Source organism: Aeromonas sp. FDAARGOS 1411 (genome assembly GCF_019047125.1).
Classification (GTDB): domain Bacteria; phylum Pseudomonadota; class Gammaproteobacteria; order Enterobacterales; family Aeromonadaceae; genus Aeromonas; species Aeromonas veronii.
This window is the reverse complement of sequence record NZ_CP077214.1, coordinates 1,806,279-1,829,652: the sequence shown is the minus strand read 5'-3', so window position 1 is coordinate 1,829,652 and position 23,374 is coordinate 1,806,279. Positions and strand designations below refer to the sequence as shown.

General features: G+C 55.7%; 19 protein-coding genes and 6 tRNA genes. 8 read left to right on the top strand and 17 right to left on the bottom strand.

The window, feature by feature from the left end:
* Window positions 1–54: 54 nt before the first annotated feature.
* Both I6L41_RS08060 and I6L41_RS08055 read right to left on the bottom strand, forming a co-directional pair.
* Entirely contained in the window at window positions 55–1,287 is a 1,233-nt protein-coding gene (locus I6L41_RS08060) for an EAL domain-containing protein (protein WP_216963221.1), read from the bottom strand.
* A gap of 659 nt (window positions 1,288–1,946) precedes the next feature.
* Window positions 1,947–2,135, bottom strand: a complete 189-nt coding sequence (locus tag I6L41_RS08055; protein WP_216963218.1) for a DUF3283 family protein — start codon at window positions 2,133–2,135, stop codon at window positions 1,947–1,949.
* 116 nt (window positions 2,136–2,251) lie between these two features.
* On the opposite strand from I6L41_RS08055, the gene umuD reads away from it, so the two are divergent.
* The 3 genes from umuD to I6L41_RS08040 all read left to right on the top strand — a co-directional run bounded on the left by umuD (window position 2,252) and on the right by I6L41_RS08040 (window position 4,961).
* On the top strand, window positions 2,252–2,695 hold the full coding sequence (gene umuD, locus I6L41_RS08050) for a translesion error-prone DNA polymerase V autoproteolytic subunit (protein WP_139746934.1): 444 nt from the start codon (window positions 2,252–2,254) through the stop codon (window positions 2,693–2,695).
* Window positions 2,676–3,935 (top strand): translesion error-prone DNA polymerase V subunit UmuC, encoded by a 1,260-nt coding sequence (gene umuC, locus I6L41_RS08045; RefSeq protein WP_216963214.1) that lies wholly within the window; start codon window positions 2,676–2,678, stop codon window positions 3,933–3,935. The genes umuD and umuC overlap by 20 nt, the downstream gene beginning before the upstream one ends.
* Window positions 3,936–4,454: 519 nt before the next feature.
* The gene (locus I6L41_RS08040) at window positions 4,455–4,961 is read left to right on the top strand and encodes a hypothetical protein (RefSeq protein WP_005361211.1); all 507 of its coding nucleotides are present in this window, start codon (window positions 4,455–4,457) and stop codon (window positions 4,959–4,961) included.
* Window positions 4,962–5,000: 39 nt separating this feature from the next.
* Here the strand turns inward: I6L41_RS08040 and I6L41_RS08035 are convergent, their stop codons facing one another.
* The 6 genes from I6L41_RS08035 to I6L41_RS08010 all read right to left on the bottom strand — a co-directional run bounded on the left by I6L41_RS08035 (window position 5,001) and on the right by I6L41_RS08010 (window position 9,916).
* On the bottom strand, window positions 5,001–6,704 hold the full coding sequence (locus I6L41_RS08035) for a DUF927 domain-containing protein (RefSeq protein ID WP_005361201.1): 1,704 nt from the start codon (window positions 6,702–6,704) through the stop codon (window positions 5,001–5,003).
* An 80-nt stretch (window positions 6,705–6,784) separates the two neighbouring features.
* Window positions 6,785–7,678, bottom strand: a complete 894-nt coding sequence (locus tag I6L41_RS08030) for a toprim domain-containing protein (RefSeq protein ID WP_157188046.1) — start codon at window positions 7,676–7,678, stop codon at window positions 6,785–6,787.
* Window positions 7,679–7,680: 2 nt separating this feature from the next.
* Window positions 7,681–7,953 (bottom strand): AlpA family transcriptional regulator, encoded by a 273-nt coding sequence (locus I6L41_RS08025; RefSeq protein ID WP_139460606.1) that lies wholly within the window; start codon window positions 7,951–7,953, stop codon window positions 7,681–7,683.
* 275 nt (window positions 7,954–8,228) lie between these two features.
* Window positions 8,229–9,479, bottom strand: coding sequence for an integrase domain-containing protein (locus I6L41_RS08020; protein WP_005361190.1), 1,251 nt, complete (start codon window positions 9,477–9,479; stop codon window positions 8,229–8,231).
* A 281-nt stretch (window positions 9,480–9,760) separates the two neighbouring features.
* Window positions 9,761–9,836, bottom strand: a tRNA-Asn gene (locus tag I6L41_RS08015).
* A gap of 4 nt (window positions 9,837–9,840) precedes the next feature.
* Window positions 9,841–9,916, bottom strand: a tRNA-Asn gene (locus I6L41_RS08010).
* Window positions 9,917–10,403: 487 nt separating this feature from the next.
* Here I6L41_RS08010 and dauA point away from each other — a divergent pair.
* Both dauA and I6L41_RS08000 read left to right on the top strand, forming a co-directional pair.
* A complete protein-coding gene (gene dauA, locus I6L41_RS08005; protein ID WP_216963211.1) occupies window positions 10,404–12,140 on the top strand; it encodes a C4-dicarboxylic acid transporter DauA in 1,737 nt (578 codons plus the stop codon).
* A 183-nt stretch (window positions 12,141–12,323) separates the two neighbouring features.
* Window positions 12,324–12,411: transfer RNA gene (locus I6L41_RS08000), tRNA-Ser, on the top strand.
* Window positions 12,412–12,703: 292 nt separating this feature from the next.
* Here I6L41_RS08000 and I6L41_RS07995 read toward each other — a convergent pair.
* The 8 genes from I6L41_RS07995 to I6L41_RS07960 all read right to left on the bottom strand — a co-directional run bounded on the left by I6L41_RS07995 (window position 12,704) and on the right by I6L41_RS07960 (window position 19,065).
* Entirely contained in the window at window positions 12,704–13,426 is a 723-nt protein-coding gene (locus tag I6L41_RS07995) for a virulence factor (RefSeq protein ID WP_216963208.1), read from the bottom strand.
* Window positions 13,427–13,437: 11 nt separating this feature from the next.
* On the bottom strand, window positions 13,438–15,987 hold the full coding sequence (gene mprF / locus I6L41_RS07990) for a bifunctional lysylphosphatidylglycerol flippase/synthetase MprF (RefSeq protein WP_216963206.1): 2,550 nt from the start codon (window positions 15,985–15,987) through the stop codon (window positions 13,438–13,440).
* Window positions 15,988–16,138: 151 nt separating this feature from the next.
* Complete coding sequence (locus I6L41_RS07985; RefSeq protein WP_005337116.1) at window positions 16,139–16,321, bottom strand: hypothetical protein; 183 nt, start codon at window positions 16,319–16,321, stop codon at window positions 16,139–16,141.
* Window positions 16,322–16,375: 54 nt separating this feature from the next.
* A complete protein-coding gene (rstB, locus tag I6L41_RS07980; protein ID WP_216963203.1) occupies window positions 16,376–17,701 on the bottom strand; it encodes a two-component system sensor histidine kinase RstB in 1,326 nt (441 codons plus the stop codon).
* Between the two features lie 21 nt (window positions 17,702–17,722).
* Window positions 17,723–18,433 carry a two-component system response regulator RstA gene (gene rstA / locus I6L41_RS07975; RefSeq protein WP_216963200.1) on the bottom strand — a complete coding sequence of 237 codons (711 nt, stop codon included), beginning with the start codon at window positions 18,431–18,433 and terminating at the stop codon, window positions 17,723–17,725.
* 312 nt (window positions 18,434–18,745) lie between these two features.
* Window positions 18,746–18,821, bottom strand: a tRNA-His gene (locus tag I6L41_RS07970).
* Between the two features lie 53 nt (window positions 18,822–18,874).
* A tRNA-Arg gene (locus tag I6L41_RS07965) sits at window positions 18,875–18,951 on the bottom strand.
* 37 nt (window positions 18,952–18,988) lie between these two features.
* Window positions 18,989–19,065, bottom strand: a tRNA-Pro gene (locus I6L41_RS07960).
* 213 nt (window positions 19,066–19,278) lie between these two features.
* Here I6L41_RS07960 and folD point away from each other — a divergent pair.
* Window positions 19,279–20,133, top strand: coding sequence for a bifunctional methylenetetrahydrofolate dehydrogenase/methenyltetrahydrofolate cyclohydrolase FolD (folD, locus tag I6L41_RS07955; protein WP_100646092.1), 855 nt, complete (start codon window positions 19,279–19,281; stop codon window positions 20,131–20,133).
* Window positions 20,134–20,249: 116 nt separating this feature from the next.
* Here folD and cspD read toward each other — a convergent pair whose 3' ends face one another.
* Window positions 20,250–20,468 carry a cold shock-like protein CspD gene (gene cspD / locus I6L41_RS07950; RefSeq protein ID WP_005300025.1) on the bottom strand — a complete coding sequence of 73 codons (219 nt, stop codon included), beginning with the start codon at window positions 20,466–20,468 and terminating at the stop codon, window positions 20,250–20,252.
* A 229-nt stretch (window positions 20,469–20,697) separates the two neighbouring features.
* On the opposite strand from cspD, the gene clpS reads away from it, so the two are divergent.
* Window positions 20,698–21,015 (top strand): ATP-dependent Clp protease adapter ClpS, encoded by a 318-nt coding sequence (gene clpS / locus I6L41_RS07945; RefSeq protein WP_005337111.1) that lies wholly within the window; start codon window positions 20,698–20,700, stop codon window positions 21,013–21,015.
* Window positions 21,016–21,074: 59 nt separating this feature from the next.
* Window positions 21,075–23,330, top strand: coding sequence for an ATP-dependent Clp protease ATP-binding subunit ClpA (clpA, locus tag I6L41_RS07940; protein ID WP_005337110.1), 2,256 nt, complete (start codon window positions 21,075–21,077; stop codon window positions 23,328–23,330).
* The last annotated feature ends 44 nt before the right edge of the window (window positions 23,331–23,374 follow it).

Sequence of the window (23,374 nt, the reverse complement as noted above, 5' to 3'; positions counted from 1 at the left end):
AGGTATTTTTCAGACCCCTGGATTAAAAATGCAAGGGGTCTTTTTATTTTAAGTTTACTCGAATCCAGAATTTAACGTTACTGACTTGGCTTTCCAATTTAGATGCCAACCACTCAATTCATGATATGGCATCGCTTTTCCTGCAATATAACCTTGACATATATCGCAGCCCAGTTTTTTTAGAATTTGCCACGTATCTATATTCTCTACGCCCTCGGCCACTGTTTTTAGTCCAAGGTTATTGGCCAACTTGATACTTGTTTCTATGATAGCTAGATGTGATGGCATGTTATGGCAGTGATCGACAAAAGTACGATCAAGTTTTAACTCGGTGAAAGGGAGCAAAGCCAGCTGCTGTAGTGATGAGTATCCTGTGCCAAAATCGTCAATAGAAATACCGAACCCATGCATTCTTAGCCGTGTTAATACTTCAAGTGCTTGACCGATATCTTCAGTAAACGCACTTTCCGTAATTTCCAGAGTGATTTTCTGAGGGGGGATCTGGTTCAATCCACAATGTAGTAGCAGAAAATTACTCAAGCTTTTATCAGTAATTGAACTAGCCGATAAGTTTAGAGCCATATTTAATGATGGTTTGCCTTTGGCACACTGATGGTATTGTGAAAGGGCATCACGAATAATCATCTCGGTAAGTGGGTGCATTAGATCATGTTTTTCTGCCAGTGGTATAAATAGATCCGGTGGTATCATCCCATATGTTGGATGAAGCCACCGAGCAAGCACTTCAATGCCACACCATTCACTAGTGAAAAAGTCAACCTTGGGTTGATACCATGGGTGTATCTGTCCATGCTGAATCGCATATTCCAGGTCAATATTGGTAATTCGTGGCTCTTGTTTCTTATCGGATAAAACGGTTAATACTGGTGACCAACGGCCGATTAATGCTTCTAGCTGAGAAGGGTTGGTCGGTTTATCAATTTTACCTAATATTTGCAGACCAAATTCTGCTCCCATTCGCAATACTGCATCGACCACATCGTTCTCTAGCACACTAGAAAGAATGATTCCTCCTTTAAATTCTTTAGAGGAAAGTCTTCGTAGTAGTGCCATGCCATCCATTCCTGGGAGCCTTAGATCACAGAACAGAATGTCGACGCAGTTTTGTTCACAAACCTCCAGCGCATCAAACCCATCCTCTGCCTCTAAAATATGTTGGAAACCCATGTTGCTAAGCATACTGACCAGTATGGTGCGGTGAAGCGCGTAGTCTTCTACAATCAAGAGAACCAAATTGTCTTTATTGTTCCAGATATGAGCCTCCATTTTGCTGTTCTCCTCTTGAAATGATTCATGAATGGTGTTGAATGATTCTCAATAAAGCTGATTTTTATGAATGACTTGGCCTTGTTATCTATTTTAGCAGGTTGTATGAAGAAGTGCGTTTGAGGGGATGGGCCCCCTTAACTATACAAGATGGTGACCATGAATTTTCAATGAACACATGAAATTTTAATTAATCATGTGTTTTGGTGTTACTTTAATTTCCTACCGTGTTGATGCCTGATTATTTAGTTATTGTTGCGGTATTATTTACTTTAATAAGAGAGTGGTGACTCATCTGATTAGTCCTCCAAAGAGAAGCTGTTTTATTATTGGAGAATTGTATTTTTTATTGGCTTTGTTATTAGTATAGGTTCGGTTTTTCGTTACATTAGGGAATACTTAAAGGTACACATATAGCGAGTAATAGGGGCATGTGTGCACAATGTGAGTCATCTAGAAGGAATTTAAAACGATGTCTATGACATCACACCCGTCATCGTGGAGTTCATTGACATCAGGTATCGAGAGTTTCAGCTGGCAGCCTTCAATGACAACTACGACTTGAGACTTGTAAACCCCAATGCCGTTACAATACGTACCTCGTTAAGTTGTTTGGAATGCGGTGACCTGCATAGCCACCGATGAACATGTTGATAAGGTCAGCGAGACTTGAAGTAGGCGACCTTTTCAAGGAAGTAGCGACCCAGTTCACCTTGATGTTGGTTCGCTTCGCTTTCTGCGCTGACCAAGTGACCGTTGCGCTCCTTCCATACCGCATATGCGGCGGCCTTCTCGACCTCGACCCGTTCTTGCTGTTCTTTCGGTAGGGCACACAGATGGTGACTCATACTGGCCTCTTTGTTATTTGTTGGCGCCATGGTATGCCATCACTGGCATGCGGGACTTGCGCTGGTTCAAAGGTGGTGCGCTATAATGGCTGTATATAAATACAGGTGTTGTTGCCATGAAGTTGTTAACCCCAGACCCATCACCCGCCGAGGTGACCATCCCGCTGTTTTTGCACCGCGCCTCTTGCGGCTTTCCCAGCCCAGCCAGCGACTATCTGGAAGGGAAGTTGGACCTCAACACCCACTGCGTGGCCCACCCTGCAGCAACCTTCTATCTGCGTGCCGAGGGGGAGAGCATGACCGGGGTCGGCATCTTTCCCGGTGACTTGCTGGTGGTCGATAAGAGCCTCACCCCGCGCCATGGTGATGTGGTGATTGCACTACTCGATGGCGGCTTCACGGTAAAGACCTTGCAGCTCAAGCCGAGGTTGCGGCTGTTGCCAGCCAATCCGGCGTTCTCGCCTATCGACCCTTGTATGAGCCTCTCCCTGGAGTTGTTCGGAGTGGTCACCCATGTGATTGGCAATCTGAGGCTGCGTGATGGCTATAGCGCTCGTTGATGTAAACAACTTCTACGCCAGCTGTGAGCGGTTGTTTCGCCCTGAGCTGCGTGGCTGCCCGATCGTGGTGCTCTCCAACAACGATGGATGCGTGGTGTCGCGCAGCCCCGAAGCCAAGGCGATGGGTATCAAGATGGCCGGGCCCTACTTCAAGATCCGCAAGCAGTTCGAGGCGCATGGCGGTGTGGCATTCAGCTCCAACTACGCGCTCTATGGAGACATGTCTGGCAGGGTGATGAGCACGTTGGAGACCATGGCCCCCGAGCTGGAGGTCTACTCCATCGATGAAGCATTCCTGTCACTGTCGGAGTCGTTTGCCGGGGACCTGACAGCCTATGGACAACAGATCCGGCAGCGAGTGTGGCAGTGGACCGGACTAACGGTAGGGGTTGGGATAGGCCCCACCAAGACCCTCGCCAAGCTGGCCAACTATGCAGCCAAGAAGTGGCCTGCCACGGGTGGCGTCGTGGACTTGCGTGACGAGCTGCGCCGTGCCCGGCTGATGGCTATCACCCCGGTGGACGAGGTGTGGGGCATAGGACGGCGCTTGGGGGCCAAGTTGGTGGCACAAGGCATCAACACCGTGGCTGACCTGGTGGCTATCGATGCCAAAGGGTTACGCGCCCAATACGGCGTGGTGGTCGAGCGGATCGTACAGGAGCTGCGTGGCCTGCCTTGCGCAGAGCTGACCGTTGAACCGGCGGCGAAGCTGCAGATCCTCTCGAGCCGTTCCTTTGGTGAGCGAGTGACTGACCGTGGAGAAATGGCCCAAGCGTTGTCAGGCTTTATGGCTCGCGCAGCCGAGAAGCTGCGGGCCGAGGGGATGTGCTGCCAGCGGGTGCACCTGTTCGTGCGAACCAGCCCCTTTGATGAACGAGCCCCTTACTACAGTGAGCAGGCGGGCATCCGGCTGGTCTGCCCTAGCGATGATACCCGGTTGCTGCTGCAGCAAGTGAACGTGCTGCTACCGCAGATTTGGCGCGACGGTTACCGCTATCAGAAGGGTGGGGTCATGCTGAGTGAGTTCACCCCCAAGGGGCAGCAACAGGCTGACCTGTTTGCCCCGTCCTCCGCTCAATCGGACGCGCTGATGGCCGTGATGGACCAGATCAAAGCCAAGGGATTGGGGCGAGTAGGCTTTGCCAGCCAAGGCACGGGGTCGCCTGAGTGGATGATGCGACAAGAGCACCTGAGCCCCTGCTACACCACCCGCTGGGAGGACCTGCCGGTGGCGAGGTAACCAAGACACAATGAAGCAGCTACTTGGCTGTAGTAGGACGTTTTGGAAAAGTGCTGCGAATGTAGACGGGTCTCGGTGACTCATTCCACATGCGCGGCGGCGGGGACACCTCCCGCCCCCCCATCTTGATTTGACCCACCCCCACCACCCCGTCGGTACCGGTTTTTCTCCCTTGTGCAACCGATAGCCACACTCACCCTCGACTCATCCTCTGCGGGTGAGTGTGCTGTCATGACCGCTGCTAGGTATGGTAACCAATTGAAATTGCTCGAATGTTCGTTTCCTATAATAGGAAACGAACCCCATCTTTGGCATGACCTAGAGGAGGGGCAGTGCATTCGAGATCCCGTCGAGCAGGGCCGCATCAATCGACCTGTGGCCCAATATCTCTCATGAACTTATGAAGTTACACCCAACTTGATGGGAATAAATATCAATTGCATTTGATGGCCATTTGTCCCCCTAAAGGGGGACTTAAATCTTGGGGCGGCAATAGTGCCAAAACCAAAGGACATCATCATGAAAGTGAATCTCGATCTCATAGAGCGACTCTTTGGCAAGTCGGGTCGGTCGATCCAGCGGATGCTGGATAACGGTCAGCTGACCAAGGAGGAGTTGTTGGACTTCAGCCTGTTTGTCGCGTCACTGACGGTGGCAACAGGGGGCATTCTGGGCAAGCCGTTGATGGATAGCATCAAGTGGGGATTGAGCGAGCGCATCATCTCCGGTCTGAACCCGTCTCTCCTTGGGCTCCATGTTAGTCACAGCCAGCGGGAAGAGAAGGTGAGCGTGAGTGCCAAGCGAAAGGCTCGTCGTGTCTCGCTCAACGGTGATGAGGTGTTGGAGCTGGCCTATCTGATGGCCATCGCGGATGAATATTTCTTTGAGCAACTGCGAGGGCGAGTCGAGACCGACCTGCGAGAGAGGGTATGGTCGCAGGAAGAGCTGGTCGCTCAACTGACACACAAGCGGCAGCATTGGCTTGAAGAGGAGGGGGCTGACGAACCACAATCACCTCTACACTAACCACAAACAACAGGGGCCGCGTTCTGCGGCCCCTGTTGTTTACTCTCCTCCTTGTTCCGACAACAGCCTGTCGTGGGCGTCCGCTATCTTGTCCAACGACAATTGATACACCCTGGATTTCTTGTGTCGGGGCAGGTCGCGGCCGGTGCCATGTGTGAGGATGCCGTGTTTACGCAACACCTTATGGACATAGTTGGCGTTAAAACCGATGAAGGTTTGTTTAAACCCATCCACATAGAGGTGCAGTTCGAGAGAGGTCGTGTAGCCGTAAGTCTCTCCCAGCTTCGTGACATTCGGCCCATCGGCAAGGAACTGCCCTCTGCGGCGTTCGAGTAGCTCGACCAACTGCTCGATAATGTTTGCTTCTTCAAGGGATCCGCTTGTACCACGCCTTGCGAGCCACTTGCGGAATAGTTGCTCGACAACGGCTGCTACACTACCCGCAGGCCAACCTGTGATCCCGAAGCGGTTGGCCAACTCACCTGCAGCCGATATCAATCCGAATGCATCGGCCACCCTTTGCACTTGGCCATCACACTCTTTGGCTCCAAGCCGTCGCATCATGTCAGCGCGATGCTCGTCAACGAATGCCTGAGCACCATCGATGTCCAAGGTCAGCTCTTCAACAAAAGAGCGGAAGGCAACGCCATGATACCGGGTAGTACGTTCTGCGAGGGTCTTGGAGAGGGAGGCTCCACTCGGATGGCCATGCAACTCTTCGAAGATGCCATGGCGGTCGGTATCGGCCTCAATATTGATCATGCGGACATCATGGCCAGCTTTGTGACGCTTACCGACCGAGGCGAGGCTGTGCTCCAAGTCAACTTCCCCGTTGCTGAGGAAGGTTGTTCGCCATTGTAGTTTGGCACGGCGCGACAGATCGGCATTGGCACGAGCTCGTCCTTCACCGTTGGCCAGCATGTAGATGGTGTCGCCCAGAACATGAGGGTCTGCCTGCCCGATCTCGTCCAGAAAGAGGGTGCTGTCGTTGCACAAGTCCGCGGTGGTTTCCAATCCCACCTTGGTAGCATTCCACGTCTGGATCTTGTTGGCAGGCTTGCCGAGCACGCTGGCTGCAACCAGCATGGCGGTGCTCTTGCCGATTGAGGATGGCCCCACCAGATGGACGCCAAAGCTGCTCTGATTGGTCAAGCGCAGCAAGGGGCCAGCGAAAGCAAGCGAGGTACTTAATAGCAAGCGGCTGTTGCCAAGGCACAGCGCCGCAACTTCATCACGCCATTCGTCCAAGGTGCCTGCCACGTCGGATTGTATTGGGGTATGACCGGTATAGATATACTTGACCGCATTGGCATATCCCACAGCCCCATCTCCAAACATGAAGATGTGGGTATCCGGGATCCAGCCTAGCCGGTCATGCCGAATACGCGTGTTGTCAGTGGGCTTCGAGTTGAGATAGTCAATCAGCTGTCTCTTCATACCCAAGTTGAAGCGATAGCCTCCGTCCATCAGCTTCATCAACGCTTCGCGTCCGTCAGACAGCAGGTGAACATCTCGAATAAACGCCTCCTGCGGCCGGCCATCCGGGCTATACCAGTTGACCTGTATGCCCCAGCCTAGACCAGCAGTGTCGCTCCCGCTGGCGATTACCCAGAGTGGAGCACCGATCCTGCTCCACACATCGTCTTGACCTTTGTCAGTGGTGACACAGTAGAGTCCATCTTGAAACTCAATGGGACCTAACTGGAAGGGCTCAACCTTCAGCTCGTAACGCCTTGTATTCATGAGATATTCCTTTGTATAAAGTTGGTTGAACGATCCGGTCTCGTTGGTGTTTGTGACACAGTGACGCCGTGACACCGGATTTAATGGGCTGGAGGAGCGGCCTCAACACTCGCGAACAGTGCGGCTTTGCCGTTAAGGCAGAAGAGGTCATTGAAGTCGGTTATACCGGGGATGGTCGGTGGCACAATCAAGCGGCCGTGCAGTTGATATGCTGCTGTACGCGCTTTGGTTAGTCCGGGGTTGCCAGCAGTGGCATGATCGTTGTCTGCACACACCCACAGCTTGCTGCTGCTATAGAGCGTGCGAATGATACGGCCGACCTCGAGCAGGTTACCGGCAGAAAATGCAATGGCGACCGGTATGCCGAGGTTCTCAAACAGCGTGGCCCCGGTTGCATAGCCTTCGCAAAGCAATACGGGGGCGTCGGACTTGGGTGAAGGGCCAAGGAGTAAGAACCCGCCCTTGAGTGACAAACCCCGATGGAAGCGCTTATTCCCGCTTTCATCAATGTCTTGCAAGCTCAACAACTGGGAGCGTGCATTGAAGACCGGTACTATCAACCGGTTACCAAACTGACGAGCACCGACCCCTGAGATTTGTTTGCGTGCAAGGTAAGCGTGTTGGTATGGGGGCTCGGCTGCCCCCCAGATCTCTTTGGCTTCCTTGAGCGCCTTTGCTTGGGCCTCGGCAAGCCGATTTGCCTCAGCAGCTTTTGCCTGCTGAGTGAGTTGGGCACGTATATAGCTTGGTATTGCGGGTCCGATTGGCCGCCATACGCACTTTATTCCCGTCTTCCACGAGCCAAAAGCGGCGTGATTACCCAACTCGTCGGTGATCAACCAACCATTGCGTGTACCTGGGCGGTCCCCTTGAATATGAAAGCGGAGGACCTGACCAGGTGTAGGGCTCAATGCGCGTGATGGCTTCACGCCCATGGCAATCATTGAGTCCTCCAAGGAGAGGGCGGTGGTCATGGTTACATCCCCCCGACCAACTTCTGCATCAAGTCCTCGATATCACAGCTGCGCCAAGCGACGCGGCGACCACCGAGGCTGCACTTTTTCGGGTAGATTCCCTTCCGAATACCGTCATACCACGTTGTCTTGCTGACAGGGATTAAAGCCAGCACTTCTTTGATATCCAAGAAGCGAAAGGAGGGTTCAGTGGATGAGAGCGGCTTGGCATGTGGGGCTGCGTGGAGGTGCTCGGCCTCTTTGATATGAGTCGAACGAGTGCTTTTAGTTTTCATACTGAGCTCCTTGCGTAGCGGTTCGTCAAGGTACGGCATGGTCCGGGGCCGTACAGTGCGCTCAGTAAACCACCGACCCGCAAATGCTATCGTCCTACTAGAACACCACTTTTATATGAATTATTTTCATTGAATGGTGATATTTTATTTGTTTTTGGAATGCATTGACGACGCCAACAAGAAGGCATCCAGCAAGATGCTCAGTCATAAAGGGGGGAATAAAAAATGCCAGTCAAGTTGATGACTGGCATTGGAAGGTAGGGGGAAGAACGGGGTTAGCGGTGTACAAGACTCACGGTCTTTTTGACAGAGGAGAGGGGCACATGGCCATGACTTGCCTGCTCTATATGCTCACTCCACCACTTCATCATCGTCACCCTTTGGTCAAAGTAATCTGAGCGGTTATAAGCGCGGCGAACCTCGTTCTCGTCAGCATGCGACAAGGCGGCTTCGATGGCATCGGGGTTGAAGCCGTGCTCGTTCAGAATGGTACTCCCAAGAGAGCGTAGGCCATGTGCAACTAGACGTCCCCCATACCCAAGCCGCTTAAGTGCCGCATTTGCAGTTTGTGGGTTGATGTGGCCAAGAGGGTCTCGATCCCCGGGGAATACAAATGGACGATGTCCACTAATGGGCTTCATGAACTCAAGAAGAGCTATAGCTTGATCCGTTAGCGGGACTCGGTGCGGACGAGACATCTTCATCCTGTCGGCCGGAATGTTCCATACCTTGCCGTCAAAATCGATCTCATCCCAGCGAGTACCGGCCGATTCACTCGGGCGTACCAGCGTATGAAGACTCCATTCGATCTGACCACGCGTCGTATTACTCAAGCTGCCATTAGCTATATCAGCCATGAGCTGAGGTAGTTCGGATGGCTTGATGGTTGGCATGTGTTGCCCAGCGGGCTTCTTGAATACTTTGTGTATGGCAGTACATGGGTTCGCATTAAGCAGACCGTGGTTTACGCAGTAGTCGAGAATTTCATTAACTCGTTGGCACAGACGGTGCACTGTTTCGTACTTGCCCTGCGCTTCGAGCGGACGAAGCAACTCAATAACTTGTGGTGCCCGGATCTGATCGATGGGTAGTGAACCAATGTGGGGAAGGATATTAAGTTGCAGAGTTCGCCAGGCATGAGACGCATAGCGAGGGGTAACAGAATGACTTTTGAGTTCGAGCCACTTAGCCGCCATACGCTCGAAGGTTGCTGAGTTTGCTGCCTGTTGGTCAGCCGCAGCCTGAGCTTGTTCATCTCGGTGAGCTTTCGGATCGATGCCTTGAGCTAGAAGGCTGCGGGCGCCTTGCCTTAGTTCTCGAGCCTTGGCGAGGGGAACTTCGGGATAAGAGCCGAAGCTCATATTGGTCCGAGTTTTATCTGCGGGCCGATAGTACTTGAACACCCAAAGTTTGGAACCTTGCACAGAGACTCGCAATTGTAGCCCTTCACCATCTGACAGGGTGTAGTCCTTTTCTTTGGGCTTTGCCGCCTTGATTTTGCTGTCGCTCAGCAGATCTTTAGCCATCTCATTATCCTCCTTGATGATGACTGACTTGGTACCAGCGTTGACTATGTTTGCCTTGTTTTGGTACCACGAGTTGTGCTCGTGGTACCAGCATCAACCATGACACTAATACAACGAGAAGCGCCAATGAAAATTGGCGTTGGTGTTCGCTGGTACCATTCATGGTACCAATGACCCCGGTTCTTGGCGAACTTCGCCGAACTATTTCGGACAACAAAAAACCCGCAAGCCTTTCGGAATGCGGGTTTCTGGTCTTTCTCGTTCCTTCTCGGAACAGTATTTGGCTCCCTCGACAGGACTTGAACCTGTGACATACGGATTAACAGTCCGCCGTTCTACCGACTGAACTACGAGGGAAAAGTGGCTCCTCCTACTGGACTTGAACCAGTGACATACGGATTAACAGTCCGCCGTTCTACCGACTGAACTAAGGAGGAATTGCCTGTCTCGTTAAGACGGGGCGAATATTAATGACCAGGGCGGCGGGTGTCAACCCGCGAATTTCCCGAAAACCGGATTTTCGGACTGTTTGCCCAAAAGTTGTGCTTTGCGGTTTATTTTCAGCACAATCAGTCTCTTGCCATCACCGCCCCCAACCGGCGCAGGGGTTATTGGCTCGGTTCGCATCAACCTGATGATGCCAGCATGATGTCGCGAACGTGCTGGCAACTAAGTGAGGCTCAAATGGTAATCCTTGTGGCTAAAAAGGGGAGAGCTGGAGTCAAGATCGGCGATTTGGCGGCAAATAGGCCAAATAATGGGTAAGGGCGAGTTTCATTGATCCTGCCCATCGAAAAAATGGCCCGTCTGGAGTAAGGTTACGCAGGATACCATCGCCGCGTCGACAGCCCTGCCGGCCCTTGATGATGATCGGGCGCCGGATCTCTCCGGCCTTTATCTCCCTCTTCTGGTATTACGATATACATGCACAAGCAAGCCTCTTTAAATAGCGTGAAGCTCGCCATAGCCTTACGCCAGTCCTGTATTGATGAACCCTATAGCATGGCCCGCTTCGGCCGTGATCTTATCGCCGGTGTGACGGTGGGCATCATCGCCATCCCGCTCGCCATGGCGCTGGCCATCGCCAGCGGTGTACCGCCGCAACACGGTCTCTATACCGCCATCATTGCCGGTATCGTGATCGCCGTGACCGGTGGCTCCCGTTACTCCATCTCCGGCCCGACCGCTGCCTTTGTGGTGATCCTCTATCCTGTCGCCCAGCAGTTCGGGGTCGGTGGTCTGTTGATGGCGACGCTCATCTCCGGCCTTTTTCTGGTGGCGATGGGGATGGCCCGTCTTGGCCGCCTTATCGAGTACATTCCCCCGTCAGTGACGCTGGGTTTTACCGGTGGTATCGCCATCGTGATTGCCACCTTGCAGATCAAGGACTTTTTTGGCCTAAGCGTGCCCGAGATGCCGGAAACCTATCTGGGCAAGGTCGAGGCGCTGACCGCCGCCCTGCCAAGCTGGCAGTGGGGCGATACCCTGGTGGGGGTCGCAACGCTGGCCGTGCTGCTGCTCTGGCCGCGCCTGCGTCTGCCGGTGCCCGGCCACCTGCCCGCGGTGCTGGTCGGGGTAGGTCTGGGTTTTGGCCTCCATTACTTCGGGGTGGATGTGGCCACCATCGGCAGCAAGTTCAGCTATACCCTGGCCGATGGCACTCAAGGGATGGGGATCCCGCCCATCGCACCAACTCTGGTGATGCCCTGGGCCTTGCCCGGACCGGATGGCTTGCCAGTTGAATGGAACCTGGCGGCTGTTGAGCGGCTGCTGCCCGCCGCTTTCTCCATGGCGATGCTGGGAGCCATCGAGTCGCTGCTCTGCGCCGTGGTGCTGGACGGCATGACCGGCCGCAAGCACAGCTCCAATGCCGAACTGCTGGGGCAGGGGCTTGGCAATATCTTCGCCCCCTTCTTTGGCGGCATCACCGCGACTGCAGCCATCGCCCGCTCGGCGGCCAACGTGCGTGCCGGCGCTACGTCCCCCGTCTCGGGGATCGTCCATGCGCTGGTGGTGCTGGCCGCCATTTTGGTGCTGGCCCCCTGGCTCTCCTGGTTGCCGCTCTCAGCCATGGCTGCCTTGCTGCTCATCGTGGCCTGGCACATGAGTGAAGCGCACAAGGTGGTGGAGCTGATCCGTCGCGCCCCCAAATCCGATGTGCTGGTGCTGCTGGTCTGCCTGTCGCTCACCGTCATTTTCGACATGGTCATCGCCATCACCTTCGGGGTGATCCTTGCATCCCTGCTCTTTATGCGCGAAATCGCCAAGATGACCAAACTGCACGATTTGGCCGAGCACAAGCACTATGCCCATGAGGTGCCGGACAACGGCCTGCTCTACAAGATCAACGGTCCGCTCTTCTTCGCAGCGGCCGAACGGGTCTTTGCCGAGCTGGAAGCGCAAGTGAAAGGACACAAGGTGCTGGTGTTGCAGATGGAGGCGGTTTCCATCCTCGATGCGGGCGGCCTGTCTGCCTTCCTCCACTTTGGCAAGCAGATGGCTAAAGCCGGTGTCGAGTTGCGGGTGGCCGAGTTGCAGTTCCAACCGCTCAAGACCCTGGCCCGTGCCAAGGTGCGGCCGCAGCCCGGCAAGCTGGAATTTTACGGCTCGCTGGAAGAGGCGCTCAAAGGTGAACATTTGCACGAAGCGGCAGTAAATTGATTGAAAGGGATATGAAATGGCATATTTTTGGTCACTTGGTTCGGATATTGAGCAAACGAACGCAAAAAGTAAAAAATTGCATTGACCAAAAGCCATCGTATCCCTTACATTACGCCCCGTTCCAGCGCAACAGCGCAGCGAATACCGTGTTGGCTGAACACGTTAAACCACAGACCAAAATTTGGTGAGGTGTCCGAGTGGCTGAAGGAGCACGCCTGGAAAGTGTGTATACGGCAACGTATCGAGGGTTCGAATCCCTCCCTCACCGCCAAATTGCAAAGCCCTGATGGAAACATCAGGGCTTTTGTTTTATGGCGCAATCCCGAGCGGTTGTCAGCATAGGCCTGCAAATCCTTATTGTTGATAGCCCAGCATCTGGCTGAACAGCTTGGGCAATAGCAGTGAAACGCCTCGGTGACCTTGACGGCACAGCCAATCCATTGGTCGCTCCTTTTAAAGTTTCCGCCCAATTCAGTAAAAGGGCCTCTCGCAAGAGAGGCCCTTTTCATTGTTCACTGATTTGCCCTGCTCGGTACTTAAAAGGCATTCCGTGGTGATACGGGTTAATGTTCCACAGTCAGCGGATCTGGGGGCAGGTTCAGATGCTTGGTGATGGCCTGATAGAGCTGGGGGTAGTTATCGTCAAAATGATGTCCTCCCGGCAGGGTGACGGTGGTGACGTTGGGCTGGTTGATACGGGGGCAGAGGCGGTCGTCGTCATCGTCATCGGCACCTTGCAGGCAGACCATCGGCAGATCCCGGATGGTTTTCACCTGCGGCTCGGTCGGATAGCTGCGCGCCTTGTGGGTCAGCATGTCGCTGACGTGGATCTCGAAGTCCGAGCTGGTGGAGGGGGAGAGCATTACGGCCCCGACCAGTCCCTGACGATAGTGCTCCGGCAGCCGGTTGATGACGAAGGGGACAATCTCGGCACCAAACGAGAAACCGACCAGCAGCCAGCGGGGGCGCTGCCAGCGAGTCTGGTAATCATCGAGGATCCGCTCCAGATCGGCGGTCACCTGCTCCGGGGTTTTCTTCTTCCAGTAGTAGGTGAGGGAGCTCCAGCCCACGACCGGCATGCCGTGCAGCTGAAACTGGGCGCTCAACCCCTTGTCGAGGGCCGCCCAGCCACCATCGCCGCTGAGAAAGATCACCATGGGGGCGTCGGATGGCTGCTTGACCGGCAGCTCAATCAGGCTCAGGTCATCCTTGACCGGGGCGGCGTGTGCCGCAAAAGACGAAACGGGCAGTACGAGACTGAGTAACAGCAATATCAAGGCTCTCATTGGCCATGCTCCTATTTCTTGATGAGCCCCAGCGGGCCGCGGCTAATCAGGGTGATCAGGTGAGTCAGGGTTCTGGGCAGTACCAGCTTGCTGCTGCAGAGCAGGTAGCGGGGTTCCCAGCGGGGCGAAAATTTCTCCTTGTAGCGTCTGAGCCCCTGGAAGTTGTAAAAACGGCTGCCACGCACAAACAGGGTATTGCCAAGGCGGGCCCAGTAGCTGTTGAGCGGGTGATCGTTGAAGCCGGACATGGGGGCCATCCCCAGATTGAAGCTGGCGTACCCTTGCGCCTTGCCCCACAGCAGCAGCTCGACAAAGAGAAAATCCATGATGGGGGCAGTACCGGTATCCAGGCTGTAGCGCATCAGATCGATGGAGAGCATCTCCTTGTTATCGCTCACCCAGAGGTTGGCAAAGCCGACGATCTGCCCCTCGTGCCACACCAGCGCAGCCGGGCTCAAGGTCAGGTAGTCTGGCTCGAAGCGGCCGACCGAGAAGCCCTTCTCCTTGCCCATCTTGCTCTGCAGCCAGGTATCGGAGACGGTCTGCAATCTGGGCAGCAGGGGGGCCACGGCGTTGGCCTCGACCACCTCGAAGGCCAACCCTTCCCGTTTGCCCTTGGCGTGGCTCTGACGCAGGTTGCGCAGCCGGCTGCCCGCCAGATCGAAGGTGGCCAGATCGACCATCGCCTCTTCACCGAGCTTGAAGGGGATCAGCCCCAGCTCCAGATAGAGCGGCAGATAGCGGGCCGAGACCTGATAAAAGACCGGATTGGCGTCGTGCTCGTCGCACCGCTCGCGAAATTGCCAGAGCAGCTCTTCGATTTGCTCGGGGCGACCGACGGGATCCCCCATCACAATCCAGCTGTTCCCCTCGATGCCATACATCAGAAAGGCGTCACCGGCGGGGTGGAACAACAGGGACTTGTCCTGCAACTGGGACAGATAGCCGTGGATCCCCCCTTCGCGCATCACCAGCTCGTGAGCGCGCGCCAGCGTCTCCTTGTCCGGCTTTTCACCAACTACGCGCAGCGGCGCAAGCAGCTGGGCAACCCCAGCCACGGCCAGCACGGCCACCACGCTCCCCATGGCGCGCAGGCCGCGGGCAGCCCCGCCGTGGGGCGAAAAGTGGAACCAAAGGGCGTGGTCATACTCCACCTGACGGTAGGAGAAGAGCAGCAGCCACAGCGCCCCCAGCAGCACGGCGCCGACTGAAATGAGCCAGCCCGGGGTGTACTGGGGATAGAGCAGCGACCCCTTGCGATAGAAGAGGGCGCGGCAGGGGGTCATGATGAGCAGGAAGCTGCCGAGCAGCAGGGCTGACTCCCAGTCCCCCCCTTTGAGCAGGGAGAAGGCGATCCCCAGTGCCAGCAGCAGTTGGGTGATGCGAAACGCGGCGTCGTGACGGCGGTAGAGGCTGCGCGCCAGCAGGATCAGGAGGATACCGCTCACGCTGCCGAGCACGTGGGAGAGCTCCAGCAGATGGAGCGGCAACACCTGCAGCCACACTTCAATGTGGCTGCGCATGGTCGGGATCATCCCCGAGCAGAGCAGCAGGCTGCCGGCGGCAAAGGTGCCCATGCTGATAAGGGCAGGCAGAAATTCGCGCACCGCGCTCATCAGCCCCTGTAGCCGCTGCCAGCGCGCTTTTTGTTGCAGCATCTCCTGACTCGCAAAGAGCAGCAGGGCGCAGAGAAAAGGCAGCAGGTAATAGATGCAGCGATAGAGCAGCAGCGAGGCGAGCAGCTTGTCGGCTGGCAGGTAGTGAGCCAGCAGCAGGCTCATGCTCGCTTCGAACACGCCGATCCCGCCCGGCACGTGGGCCAGTACCCCGAGGAAGCTGGCCAGCACGAAGGCACTGAGCAGCACAGGGTAGGGGACGCTATCTGCAGGCAACAGTACAAACAGCACGGCGGCGGCGGCCATCCAGTCGGCCAGCGCGACCAGCAGTTGCAACAGACGTATCCGAAAGCCCGGGAGGGTCAGGGTGTGTTTCCGCCAGGAGAGACGGTGTGTAGGCCAGCAGAGGTAGCTGGCCACCAACAGCAGAGCCATGCCGCCCGCCAGCCTGAGCAGGGTATCTGCCCATTGCGGCCAGTCAGGCAGCAACTGTGATACATCGCAGGTCAGTAGGGCGCCACCTCCCCACGCCAGCAGGCCGAGGAAAAAGGTGATGGAGCAGAACAGCACCACGCGTGCCACTTCCCCGGTGGCGAGCCCCAATGCTGAGTAGAGGCGATAGCGTACCGAGGTGCCGGTCAGCAGGGAAAATCCCAGGGTGTTGGAGAAGGTGTAGGCGATAAAGGAGGTGATGCTGACCTGTTGCCAGGGAAGGCGCTTGCCCAGCGCATGGAGCGCCAGCATGTCATAGCTGCAGAGGCAACCATAACTGAGCAGGGTCAGCAACAGGGCGCCCGCCAGTCGCGGCAGGGGTTGGGACCAGATGGCCACACGAATATCGTGCCAGTGCCATGCCTGAGTCAGGTGATACAGCACGGTCAGTGCGGTGCCGAGCAGCAGCAAGCTGCACAAGGGGCCGAGCCATTTAAGCAGATGACGCCACATGCCATGTTCCTGTGGTCATTGACCGTTTCCCGCAAAGGGGGCCGGGTCGTGGATCCGGTTTGGACGAGGGAGGCGCTCGTCAGGAAAATTTCGGGAAGAGATGGAAAGGGAGGCGTCAGCCTCCCTCTGTGTTATCCAGTGACCGGTTGGATCACTTGGTTTTCGGCGCGACTTTGACGGCTGGGGTCTTGGCGTGGGTGGCTTTATGGTGTTTTTTCACCACCTTGGTCTGGGTCGCCTGCGGTGTGGCTGTCTTGGTCGGAGTGGCCGCCATGGTGAAACCGGAAGTGAGGGCGAAGACGGCAGCCAGGGTCAGGGGAATGATCTTTTTCATGTTCAATTTCCTTATTCGGGTTGATGTTATGGAGCGTTCTCCATGACAGTCATCCTATGACGGTTGCGGCGGCCCTTCAGTGAGCGGTTGGTGACGGTTTGTATCCAAATGTACAGGCAGGGTGAGGCAGAAGCGGGCGCCGTGGTCACTGGCCAGCAGCGCCACATCCCCCCCGTGATGACGGGCAATGCTGCGCACGATGGCCAGCCCCAGTCCGGTGCCGCCGGTGCGACGATCCCGGCTCTGATCAAGGCGCACGAATGGTTCGAAGATCTGGGGCGCCAGCGCCGGATCGATCCCCGGCCCATCGTCGCTCACCTCCAGCAAATAGTTCTCCTGCAGCCGCGAGATGGAGAGGGTAACCTCGCTCTCGGCGTAGCGCAGAGCATTGCCGATGAGGTTCTCCACTGCGCGCGTCAGCAGACGCTGATCGCCGCACCAGGGCATGTGGCGTGGCGGCAGATCGAGGGTGAGCCTCTTCTCGAGTGACAGCGCCTGCCAGTCGCCAAGATGCGCTTGTGCCCAGTGACTGAGCTCAAGCTCGTCCTGTTGCAACGGCAGCTCCGGCCTGTCCAGCTTGGCGTAGGTGAGCATCTCTTCGATCAGAGCGTCCAGCGCTCCCAGATCTCGTTCCAGCGCCTGCTGCTGCTGCTCGGCAGGGGCAGGATCGAGCATGGCAAGCCGATAGCGCAACCGGACCAGCGGGGTGCGCAACTCGTGGGCGATGGCATCGGTCAGTTGCTTGCGGCTGGCAATCATGGCTTGCAATTGGGTCGCCATTTGATCGAAGGTGCGTCCCACCCGGGCCAGACTGCTGCCCGGTGGCAGATTGGTTCGGCAGGAGAGATCCCCATCGCCTACGCGACGTGCGGTTTGCTCCAACTGCTGCAAGCCGTGCCAGTGGGGACGAAGCCACAGAAGGATGGGCAGGCCGAGAGAGAGGCCGATCACTAGCAGCAGCCCCACATCGACCCAGTGCAGCTCGTGCAGGTAGGAGAGGTAGGGTACAGGGCCGACAATCAGCACCCGGTCGGTATCGGGGATGCGCTGCAGGAAGGTGTCATCCTCCTCGACGATGACAATGTTGCCAGCAGCCAGAAAGGCCTGATCCTCGCTGGCCAGGGGCTGGTGCACCAGCTCGCCGATCTTGAGGGGGAGGGTAAACTGGCTGCTCTGCTCGGCCAGCCGATCGGGCCAGCGCTCTGGCGGGGTTCTTGCCAACTCGCCGGTCAACAGGCCAAGAGAGCCCTGCATCATGCGTTCGAGATAGCGATCACCCGCCCGTTCGGCGGTCACCTGATAGACCACGCCCACCAGCAGGATGGCCAGGGTGAAGCAGCCGATCAGCAACAGATAGAACTGGATAAAGAGACGGCGCATGGCGGTGCTCCCGAAAGAGGGTTATTCCCAGGCGTGGGGGACGAAGAGGTAGCCTTTCTGGCGCACCGTCTTGATCCGGGTCGGGTTGTCAGGGTTATCACCCAGTTTGCGGCGCAGGCGGGAGATGGCCACATCCATGCTGCGATCCTGACCGTCGTACTCCCGGCCGCGCAAGCTGCGAAAGAGGGCTTCCCTACTCAAGATTTGGCCCGCGTGGCAGGCGAGCTCCCACAGCAGATCAAAGTCGGTGGTCGAGAGGGCAACGCTCTCGCCATCGAGGCGCACATCTCGTCCCGGGCCATCCACCCGGAGCCGACCAAATTGCAGTTGCTGGGGAACGCTGCTGGTGGCGACGGGTGGGGTTGATGTTTGCTGGTGTTGGCGAAACTGCACCCGAAGTCGGGCCAGTAGCACGGGGGGCGGGGTGGTTTTAAGGATGTAGTCGTTGGCGCCCAGCTCCAGACTAAGGATCTGGTTCATGTCGCTATCCAGCGAGGTGAGCATTACGATGGGGCCGTCGAAGCGCGGCCGCAGATCCCGACAGAGGGACATGCCATCCTGCCCCGGCAACATGATATCGAGCAGCACCAGATCGGGCTGTTCGGCCTCGATCCGGGCCAGCGCCATATCCCCTCTGGGCTCGAGGATCACTTCCATATCGTGGCGACCGAGCCAACTGCTGATGAGCTGGCCAATCTCGGGATCATCTTCGACAAAAAGAATGCGTTGCATAGAAAAGCTCCAACGGAAAGCAGGAGAGAAGAAGAGCGATCAGCATATCAATGGCGCCTGGGAAATACAGAAAAAGAACCAGGCAGGCTGATGTGTGGGGGGGGGCTGTGTGTATCGATGGGGAGGCGCGAATCGTGACAAATGGGCGGAGCCGCGTTTATCGATCTGGAGGATGATGGCCTTGCAGACAAGGCATGGCACAGTCGAGCGCAAAACAAAAAACCGGCCAAGGCCGGTTTTTCGCGGAGCAGACCAGAAGGTCACTGCACCAAGTCGATGGACATCACCTTACGGCGATTATCGACAGAATAATGGGGTGGCTGATGGGGCTCGAACCCACGACAACCGGAATCACAATCCGGGACTCTACCAACTGAGCTACAGCCACCACTGAAATTTTTCATCAACGCTCACCAATCCAGAAGGATTGGGGAACATCAATGGCGCGCCCTGCAGGATTCGAACCTGCGACCCACGGCTTAGAAGGCCGTTGCTCTATCCAACTGAGCTAAGGGCGCTTTGTATCAACACGTCTTAAGGACGAGTCGATGAACATGGTCGGTGATAAAGGATTCGAACCTTTGACCCTCTGGTCCCAAACCAGATGCGCTACCGGACTGCGCTAATCACCGAAAATCCCTGACCAGCATATCGACATGAGTCGTACTGGGCAACGGGCGGGCATCATAGCCAAGCGTAAGGGCCAGCGTCAACGACTTTTTCCCCCAGTAAATTCAAGTGCCTACTTATTGCCCGCTACAGGTATGGCGTGCGTCTGCCGCTAACATCCCGGCTAAAAAAATGCGACAATGCGCGGCAGTTGAACACATGGTGAGTGGAGAACGATGTCTGCCAAAATCATAGATGGAAAACAGGTTGCGCAAACGATTCGCAGCCAGGTCGCGGCGCAAGTCCAACAGCGGTTGGCGGCAGGGAAACGGGCTCCAGGGCTGGCAGTCATTCTGGTGGGGGCAGATCCAGCCTCTCAGGTCTATGTCGGCAGCAAACGTCGGGCGTGCGAGGAGGTGGGGTTCCTCTCCCGCTCCTATGATCTGAGTGCCACTGCCAGTCAGGAAGAGCTGCTGGCGCTGATCGACCAGTTGAATGCGGATAACCACGTAGATGGCATTCTGGTTCAGCTGCCGTTGCCGGATCACTTTGATACCACTCAGGTGCTGGAGCGGATCCAGCCTGACAAGGATGTAGATGGATTTCACCCGTATAACGTCGGCCGTCTGGCCCAACGTATTCCGGCGCTGCGCCCCTGCACTCCGAAAGGGATCATGACACTGATCGAGACCACCGGCGTGAAGACACATGGTCTGCATGCGGTCGTGGTGGGAGCGTCCAACATAGTGGGGCGTCCCATGACCCTCGAATTGTTGCTGGCGGGCTGCACAACCACGACCTGTCACCGCTTTACCCGGGATCTGGAAGAGCAGGTTCGCCGTGCCGATCTGCTGGTTGTTGCAGTCGGTAAGCCCAACTTCATCCCTGGGGAGTGGATCAAACCGGGGGCACTGGTGATCGATGTGGGCATCAACCGTCTGGCTGATGGCTCGCTGGTCGGGGATGTGGAGTTTGAGACGGCGCGCAGCCATGCCTCCTTCATTACCCCGGTACCCGGTGGCGTGGGCCCGATGACGGTCGCCAGCCTGATGGAAAATACCCTGATCGCCTGTAGTGAATATCACGACTGATCAGGTTGGCGATAACCCTGTGATCCCGTGAGGAGGCAGGACTCGCCAGAAATCTGACAATAAAAAACCGGTTGCTCAGAGAGGAACCGGTTTTTTATTTATCCAACGGGTGTTATTTACATATTTTGTGCTTCGTTTGGCACAATCACAGAGGCGTGATTTCCTTTCGGCCCCTGTTGCAGTTCAAAATTGACAGCCTGACCCGCTTTCAGGGTCTTGTAGCCCTCCATTTGAATCGTGGAGTAGTGCGCGAAGATATCCTCACCACCCCCTTCCGGACAGATAAACCCAAATCCTTTTGCGTTGTTAAACCACTTAACTGTGCCGGTTGCCATACTTCTACATCCTTTTATTGATTACCCAGAAGTCGTTGAGTAACCTGCGCCAGCCCTTTATAACTAGGGACATGAGCCCATAGCAGACGGGCACAGATTAGCAAGTAACCAATCTAGTCTAACTTTTGAGCGAGTCAAGAAGTTGTTAACAGCTGATGTGATCTGGTTAACAAGTCTATTGACAACCTTGTGTTAGACGGTAGTAATCTAGAGGTACCAAAGCGCGATTATGAGCAAGCAGAAAGAACTCTTTGCTAATGAAGAGATTGCAGAAGCAGAGAAAACAAAGCTGCAGCCGCCACCCATGTATAAGGTTGTGTTGAACAACGATGACTACACGCCCATGGAGTTTGTGGTGGAGGTGCTGCAAAAGTTCTTTGGTATGGATTTGGACAAGGCGACTCAGGTCATGCTGAGTGTGCATTATAGTGGTAAGGGTGTCTGCGGCATGTTTACCGCAGAGATCGCCGAAACCAAGGTTGTCCAGGTCAACACCTATGCACGTAACAACGAACATCCACTGCTCTGTACTATGGAAAAGGCTTGAATCTGATGACTTGATGGCGAGTGTGACACCACATTGTAGCTGTACTAGGGGAGGTGCCTATGTTGAATAAAGATCTAGAAAAGACGCTGAACGAGGCTTTCAAACTGGCCCGTGACGAGCGCCACGAATTCATGACCGTCGAGCACCTGTTGTTAGCCCTTCTGGATAACAGTTCAGCCCATGAGGCGCTGAGCTCTTGTGGTGCCGATGTTGAGCAGATGCGCAAGGAGATCCGCGCATTCATCACCCAAACTACTCCGCTCATACCGCGCGACGATGAAGATCGTGAAACCCAGCCGACACTGGGCTTCCAGCGCGTGTTGCAGCGTGCCGTCTTCCATGTGCAATCCTCCGGCAATACCGAAGTCAGCGGCGCCAACGTGCTGGTCGCTATCTTCAGTGAGCAGGAGTCACAAGCGGCCTATTTCCTGAAAAAAGCCGAGATCAGCCGTCTCGACGTCGTCAATTTCCTCTCCCACGGTGTGCGCAAGGACAGCAAGCCTGATCTCGGCAGCAATAACAATCCCGAGTCTGATGATGATGTCTCGGCCGCACAGATAGAGAGCTTTGCCACCAACCTGAACCAGCTGGTGCTGGAAGGGCGCATCGATCCGCTGATTGGCCGTGATCAGGAGCTCAATCGTACCATTCAGGTGCTCTGCCGCCGTCGCAAGAACAATCCGCTGCTGGTGGGTGAAGCGGGCGTGGGGAAAACCGCCATTGCCGAAGGTCTGGCCTATCGCATCGTCAAGGGGGATGTCCCCGAGGTGATTGCGGGCAGTACCATCTATTCGCTGGATATGGGTTCTCTTCTGGCGGGCACCAAATACCGTGGTGATTTCGAGAAGCGCCTCAAGGTACTGCTCAAGCAGATTGAGCGTCAGGAAGGGGCCATCCTCTTTATCGACGAGATCCATACCATCATCGGTGCCGGTGCGGCATCCGGTGGTCAGCTGGATGCAGCCAACCTGATCAAGCCGCTGCTCTCCAATGGTTTGCTCCGCTGTGTGGGATCCACCACTTATCAGGAGTACGCCCAGATCTTCGAGAAAGACCGTGCGTTGGCCCGTCGCTTCCAGAAGATCGATATTGTCGAGCCAACTATCGATGACACCACTCGCATCCTGATGGGGCTCAAGAGTCGCTACGAAGCCCACCACGGCGTACGCTATACCGCCAAGGCGATCCGTGCAGCTGCCGAGCTCTCTGCCAAGTACATCAATGATCGTCACCTACCCGACAAGGCGATCGATGTGATCGACGAGGCGGGTGCCGGTCAACGGTTGCTGCCGGCGAGCAAGCGCAAGAAAGTGATCAATGTGCAGGAAATTGAGTCCATTGTAGCCAAGATCGCCCGCATTCCGGAAAAATCAGTCTCCTCTTCAGATAAAGAAGTACTGAAGAACTTGGAACGCAATCTGAAGATGGTGGTCTTTGGTCAGGATAAAGCCATCGAGGTGCTGACCGATGCGATTCGCCTCTCTCGTTCAGGTTTGGGTAACGAGCGTCGCCCGGTTGGTTGCTTCCTCTTTGCCGGTCCTACCGGTGTCGGTAAAACAGAGGTGACCCAGCAGTTGGGCAAGGCATTGGGTGTCGAGATGCTGCGCTTTGATATGTCCGAATACATGGAGCGTCACACCGTCTCACGTCTGATTGGTGCGCCTCCCGGCTATGTCGGTTTTGAGCAGGGTGGTCTGCTGACCGATGCGGTGATCAAACACCCTCATTCCGTCGTGTTGCTCGACGAAATTGAGAAAGCTCACCCGGACGTATTCAATCTACTGCTGCAGGTGATGGACAACGGCACCTTGACCGACAACAACGGGCGTAAGGCGGATTTCCGTAACGTCATTTTGGTGATGACTACCAACGCCGGAGTGCAGGAGACTCAGCGCAAATCGATTGGCTTCCAGCAACAGGATTTGAGCCACGATGCCATGGCGGTGATCAACAAGACCTTCAGTCCGGAGTTTCGCAACCGGCTTGATCACACCATCTGGTTCAACCATCTGGATATGACGGTGATCCATCAGGTGGTCGACAAGTTCATTGTCGAATTGCAGGTTCAACTGGATGCGAAGGGAGTTTCTCTCGAGGTGTCCGAGCGTGCCCGCCACTGGTTGGCGGAGAAGGGGTATGACAGAGCCATGGGCGCCAGACCGATGGGTCGGGTAATCCAGGAGCACCTCAAGAAACCCCTGGCCAACGAGATCCTGTTCGGTTCACTGGTTGACGGGGGAATTGTGAAGGTTGAGTTGGTAAATGACAGCCTCAGCTTTGATTTTCAGGTCAATGTTGAAGCTGTTTCCCACTAAGCGTCAGTGATCAGAAAACGACAAAAAACCCCAACCGAAAGGTT

Bases quoted from the DNA above. Each gene is read 5' to 3' on its own strand.
- I6L41_RS08060 (WP_216963221.1), bottom strand. From the start codon at position 1,287: ATGGAGGCTCATATCTGGAACAATAAAGACAATTTGGTTCTCTTGATT.
- I6L41_RS08055 (WP_216963218.1), bottom strand. From the start codon at position 2,135: ATGAGTCACCATCTGTGTGCCCTACCGAAAGAACAGCAAGAACGGGTC.
- umuD (WP_139746934.1), top strand. From the start codon at position 2,252: ATGAAGTTGTTAACCCCAGACCCATCACCCGCCGAGGTGACCATCCCG.
- umuC (WP_216963214.1), top strand. From the start codon at position 2,676: ATGGCTATAGCGCTCGTTGATGTAAACAACTTCTACGCCAGCTGTGAG.
- I6L41_RS08040 (WP_005361211.1), top strand. From the start codon at position 4,455: ATGAAAGTGAATCTCGATCTCATAGAGCGACTCTTTGGCAAGTCGGGT.
- I6L41_RS08035 (WP_005361201.1), bottom strand. From the start codon at position 6,704: ATGAATACAAGGCGTTACGAGCTGAAGGTTGAGCCCTTCCAGTTAGGT.
- I6L41_RS08030 (WP_157188046.1), bottom strand. From the start codon at position 7,678: ATGACCACCGCCCTCTCCTTGGAGGACTCAATGATTGCCATGGGCGTG.
- I6L41_RS08025 (WP_139460606.1), bottom strand. From the start codon at position 7,953: ATGAAAACTAAAAGCACTCGTTCGACTCATATCAAAGAGGCCGAGCAC.
- I6L41_RS08020 (WP_005361190.1), bottom strand. From the start codon at position 9,479: ATGGCTAAAGATCTGCTGAGCGACAGCAAAATCAAGGCGGCAAAGCCC.
- dauA (WP_216963211.1), top strand. From the start codon at position 10,404: ATGCACAAGCAAGCCTCTTTAAATAGCGTGAAGCTCGCCATAGCCTTA.
- I6L41_RS07995 (WP_216963208.1), bottom strand. From the start codon at position 13,426: ATGAGAGCCTTGATATTGCTGTTACTCAGTCTCGTACTGCCCGTTTCG.
- mprF (WP_216963206.1), bottom strand. From the start codon at position 15,987: ATGTGGCGTCATCTGCTTAAATGGCTCGGCCCCTTGTGCAGCTTGCTG.
- I6L41_RS07985 (WP_005337116.1), bottom strand. From the start codon at position 16,321: ATGAAAAAGATCATTCCCCTGACCCTGGCTGCCGTCTTCGCCCTCACT.
- rstB (WP_216963203.1), bottom strand. From the start codon at position 17,701: ATGCGCCGTCTCTTTATCCAGTTCTATCTGTTGCTGATCGGCTGCTTC.
- rstA (WP_216963200.1), bottom strand. From the start codon at position 18,433: ATGCAACGCATTCTTTTTGTCGAAGATGATCCCGAGATTGGCCAGCTC.
- folD (WP_100646092.1), top strand. From the start codon at position 19,279: ATGTCTGCCAAAATCATAGATGGAAAACAGGTTGCGCAAACGATTCGC.
- cspD (WP_005300025.1), bottom strand. From the start codon at position 20,468: ATGGCAACCGGCACAGTTAAGTGGTTTAACAACGCAAAAGGATTTGGG.
- clpS (WP_005337111.1), top strand. From the start codon at position 20,698: ATGAGCAAGCAGAAAGAACTCTTTGCTAATGAAGAGATTGCAGAAGCA.
- clpA (WP_005337110.1), top strand. From the start codon at position 21,075: ATGTTGAATAAAGATCTAGAAAAGACGCTGAACGAGGCTTTCAAACTG.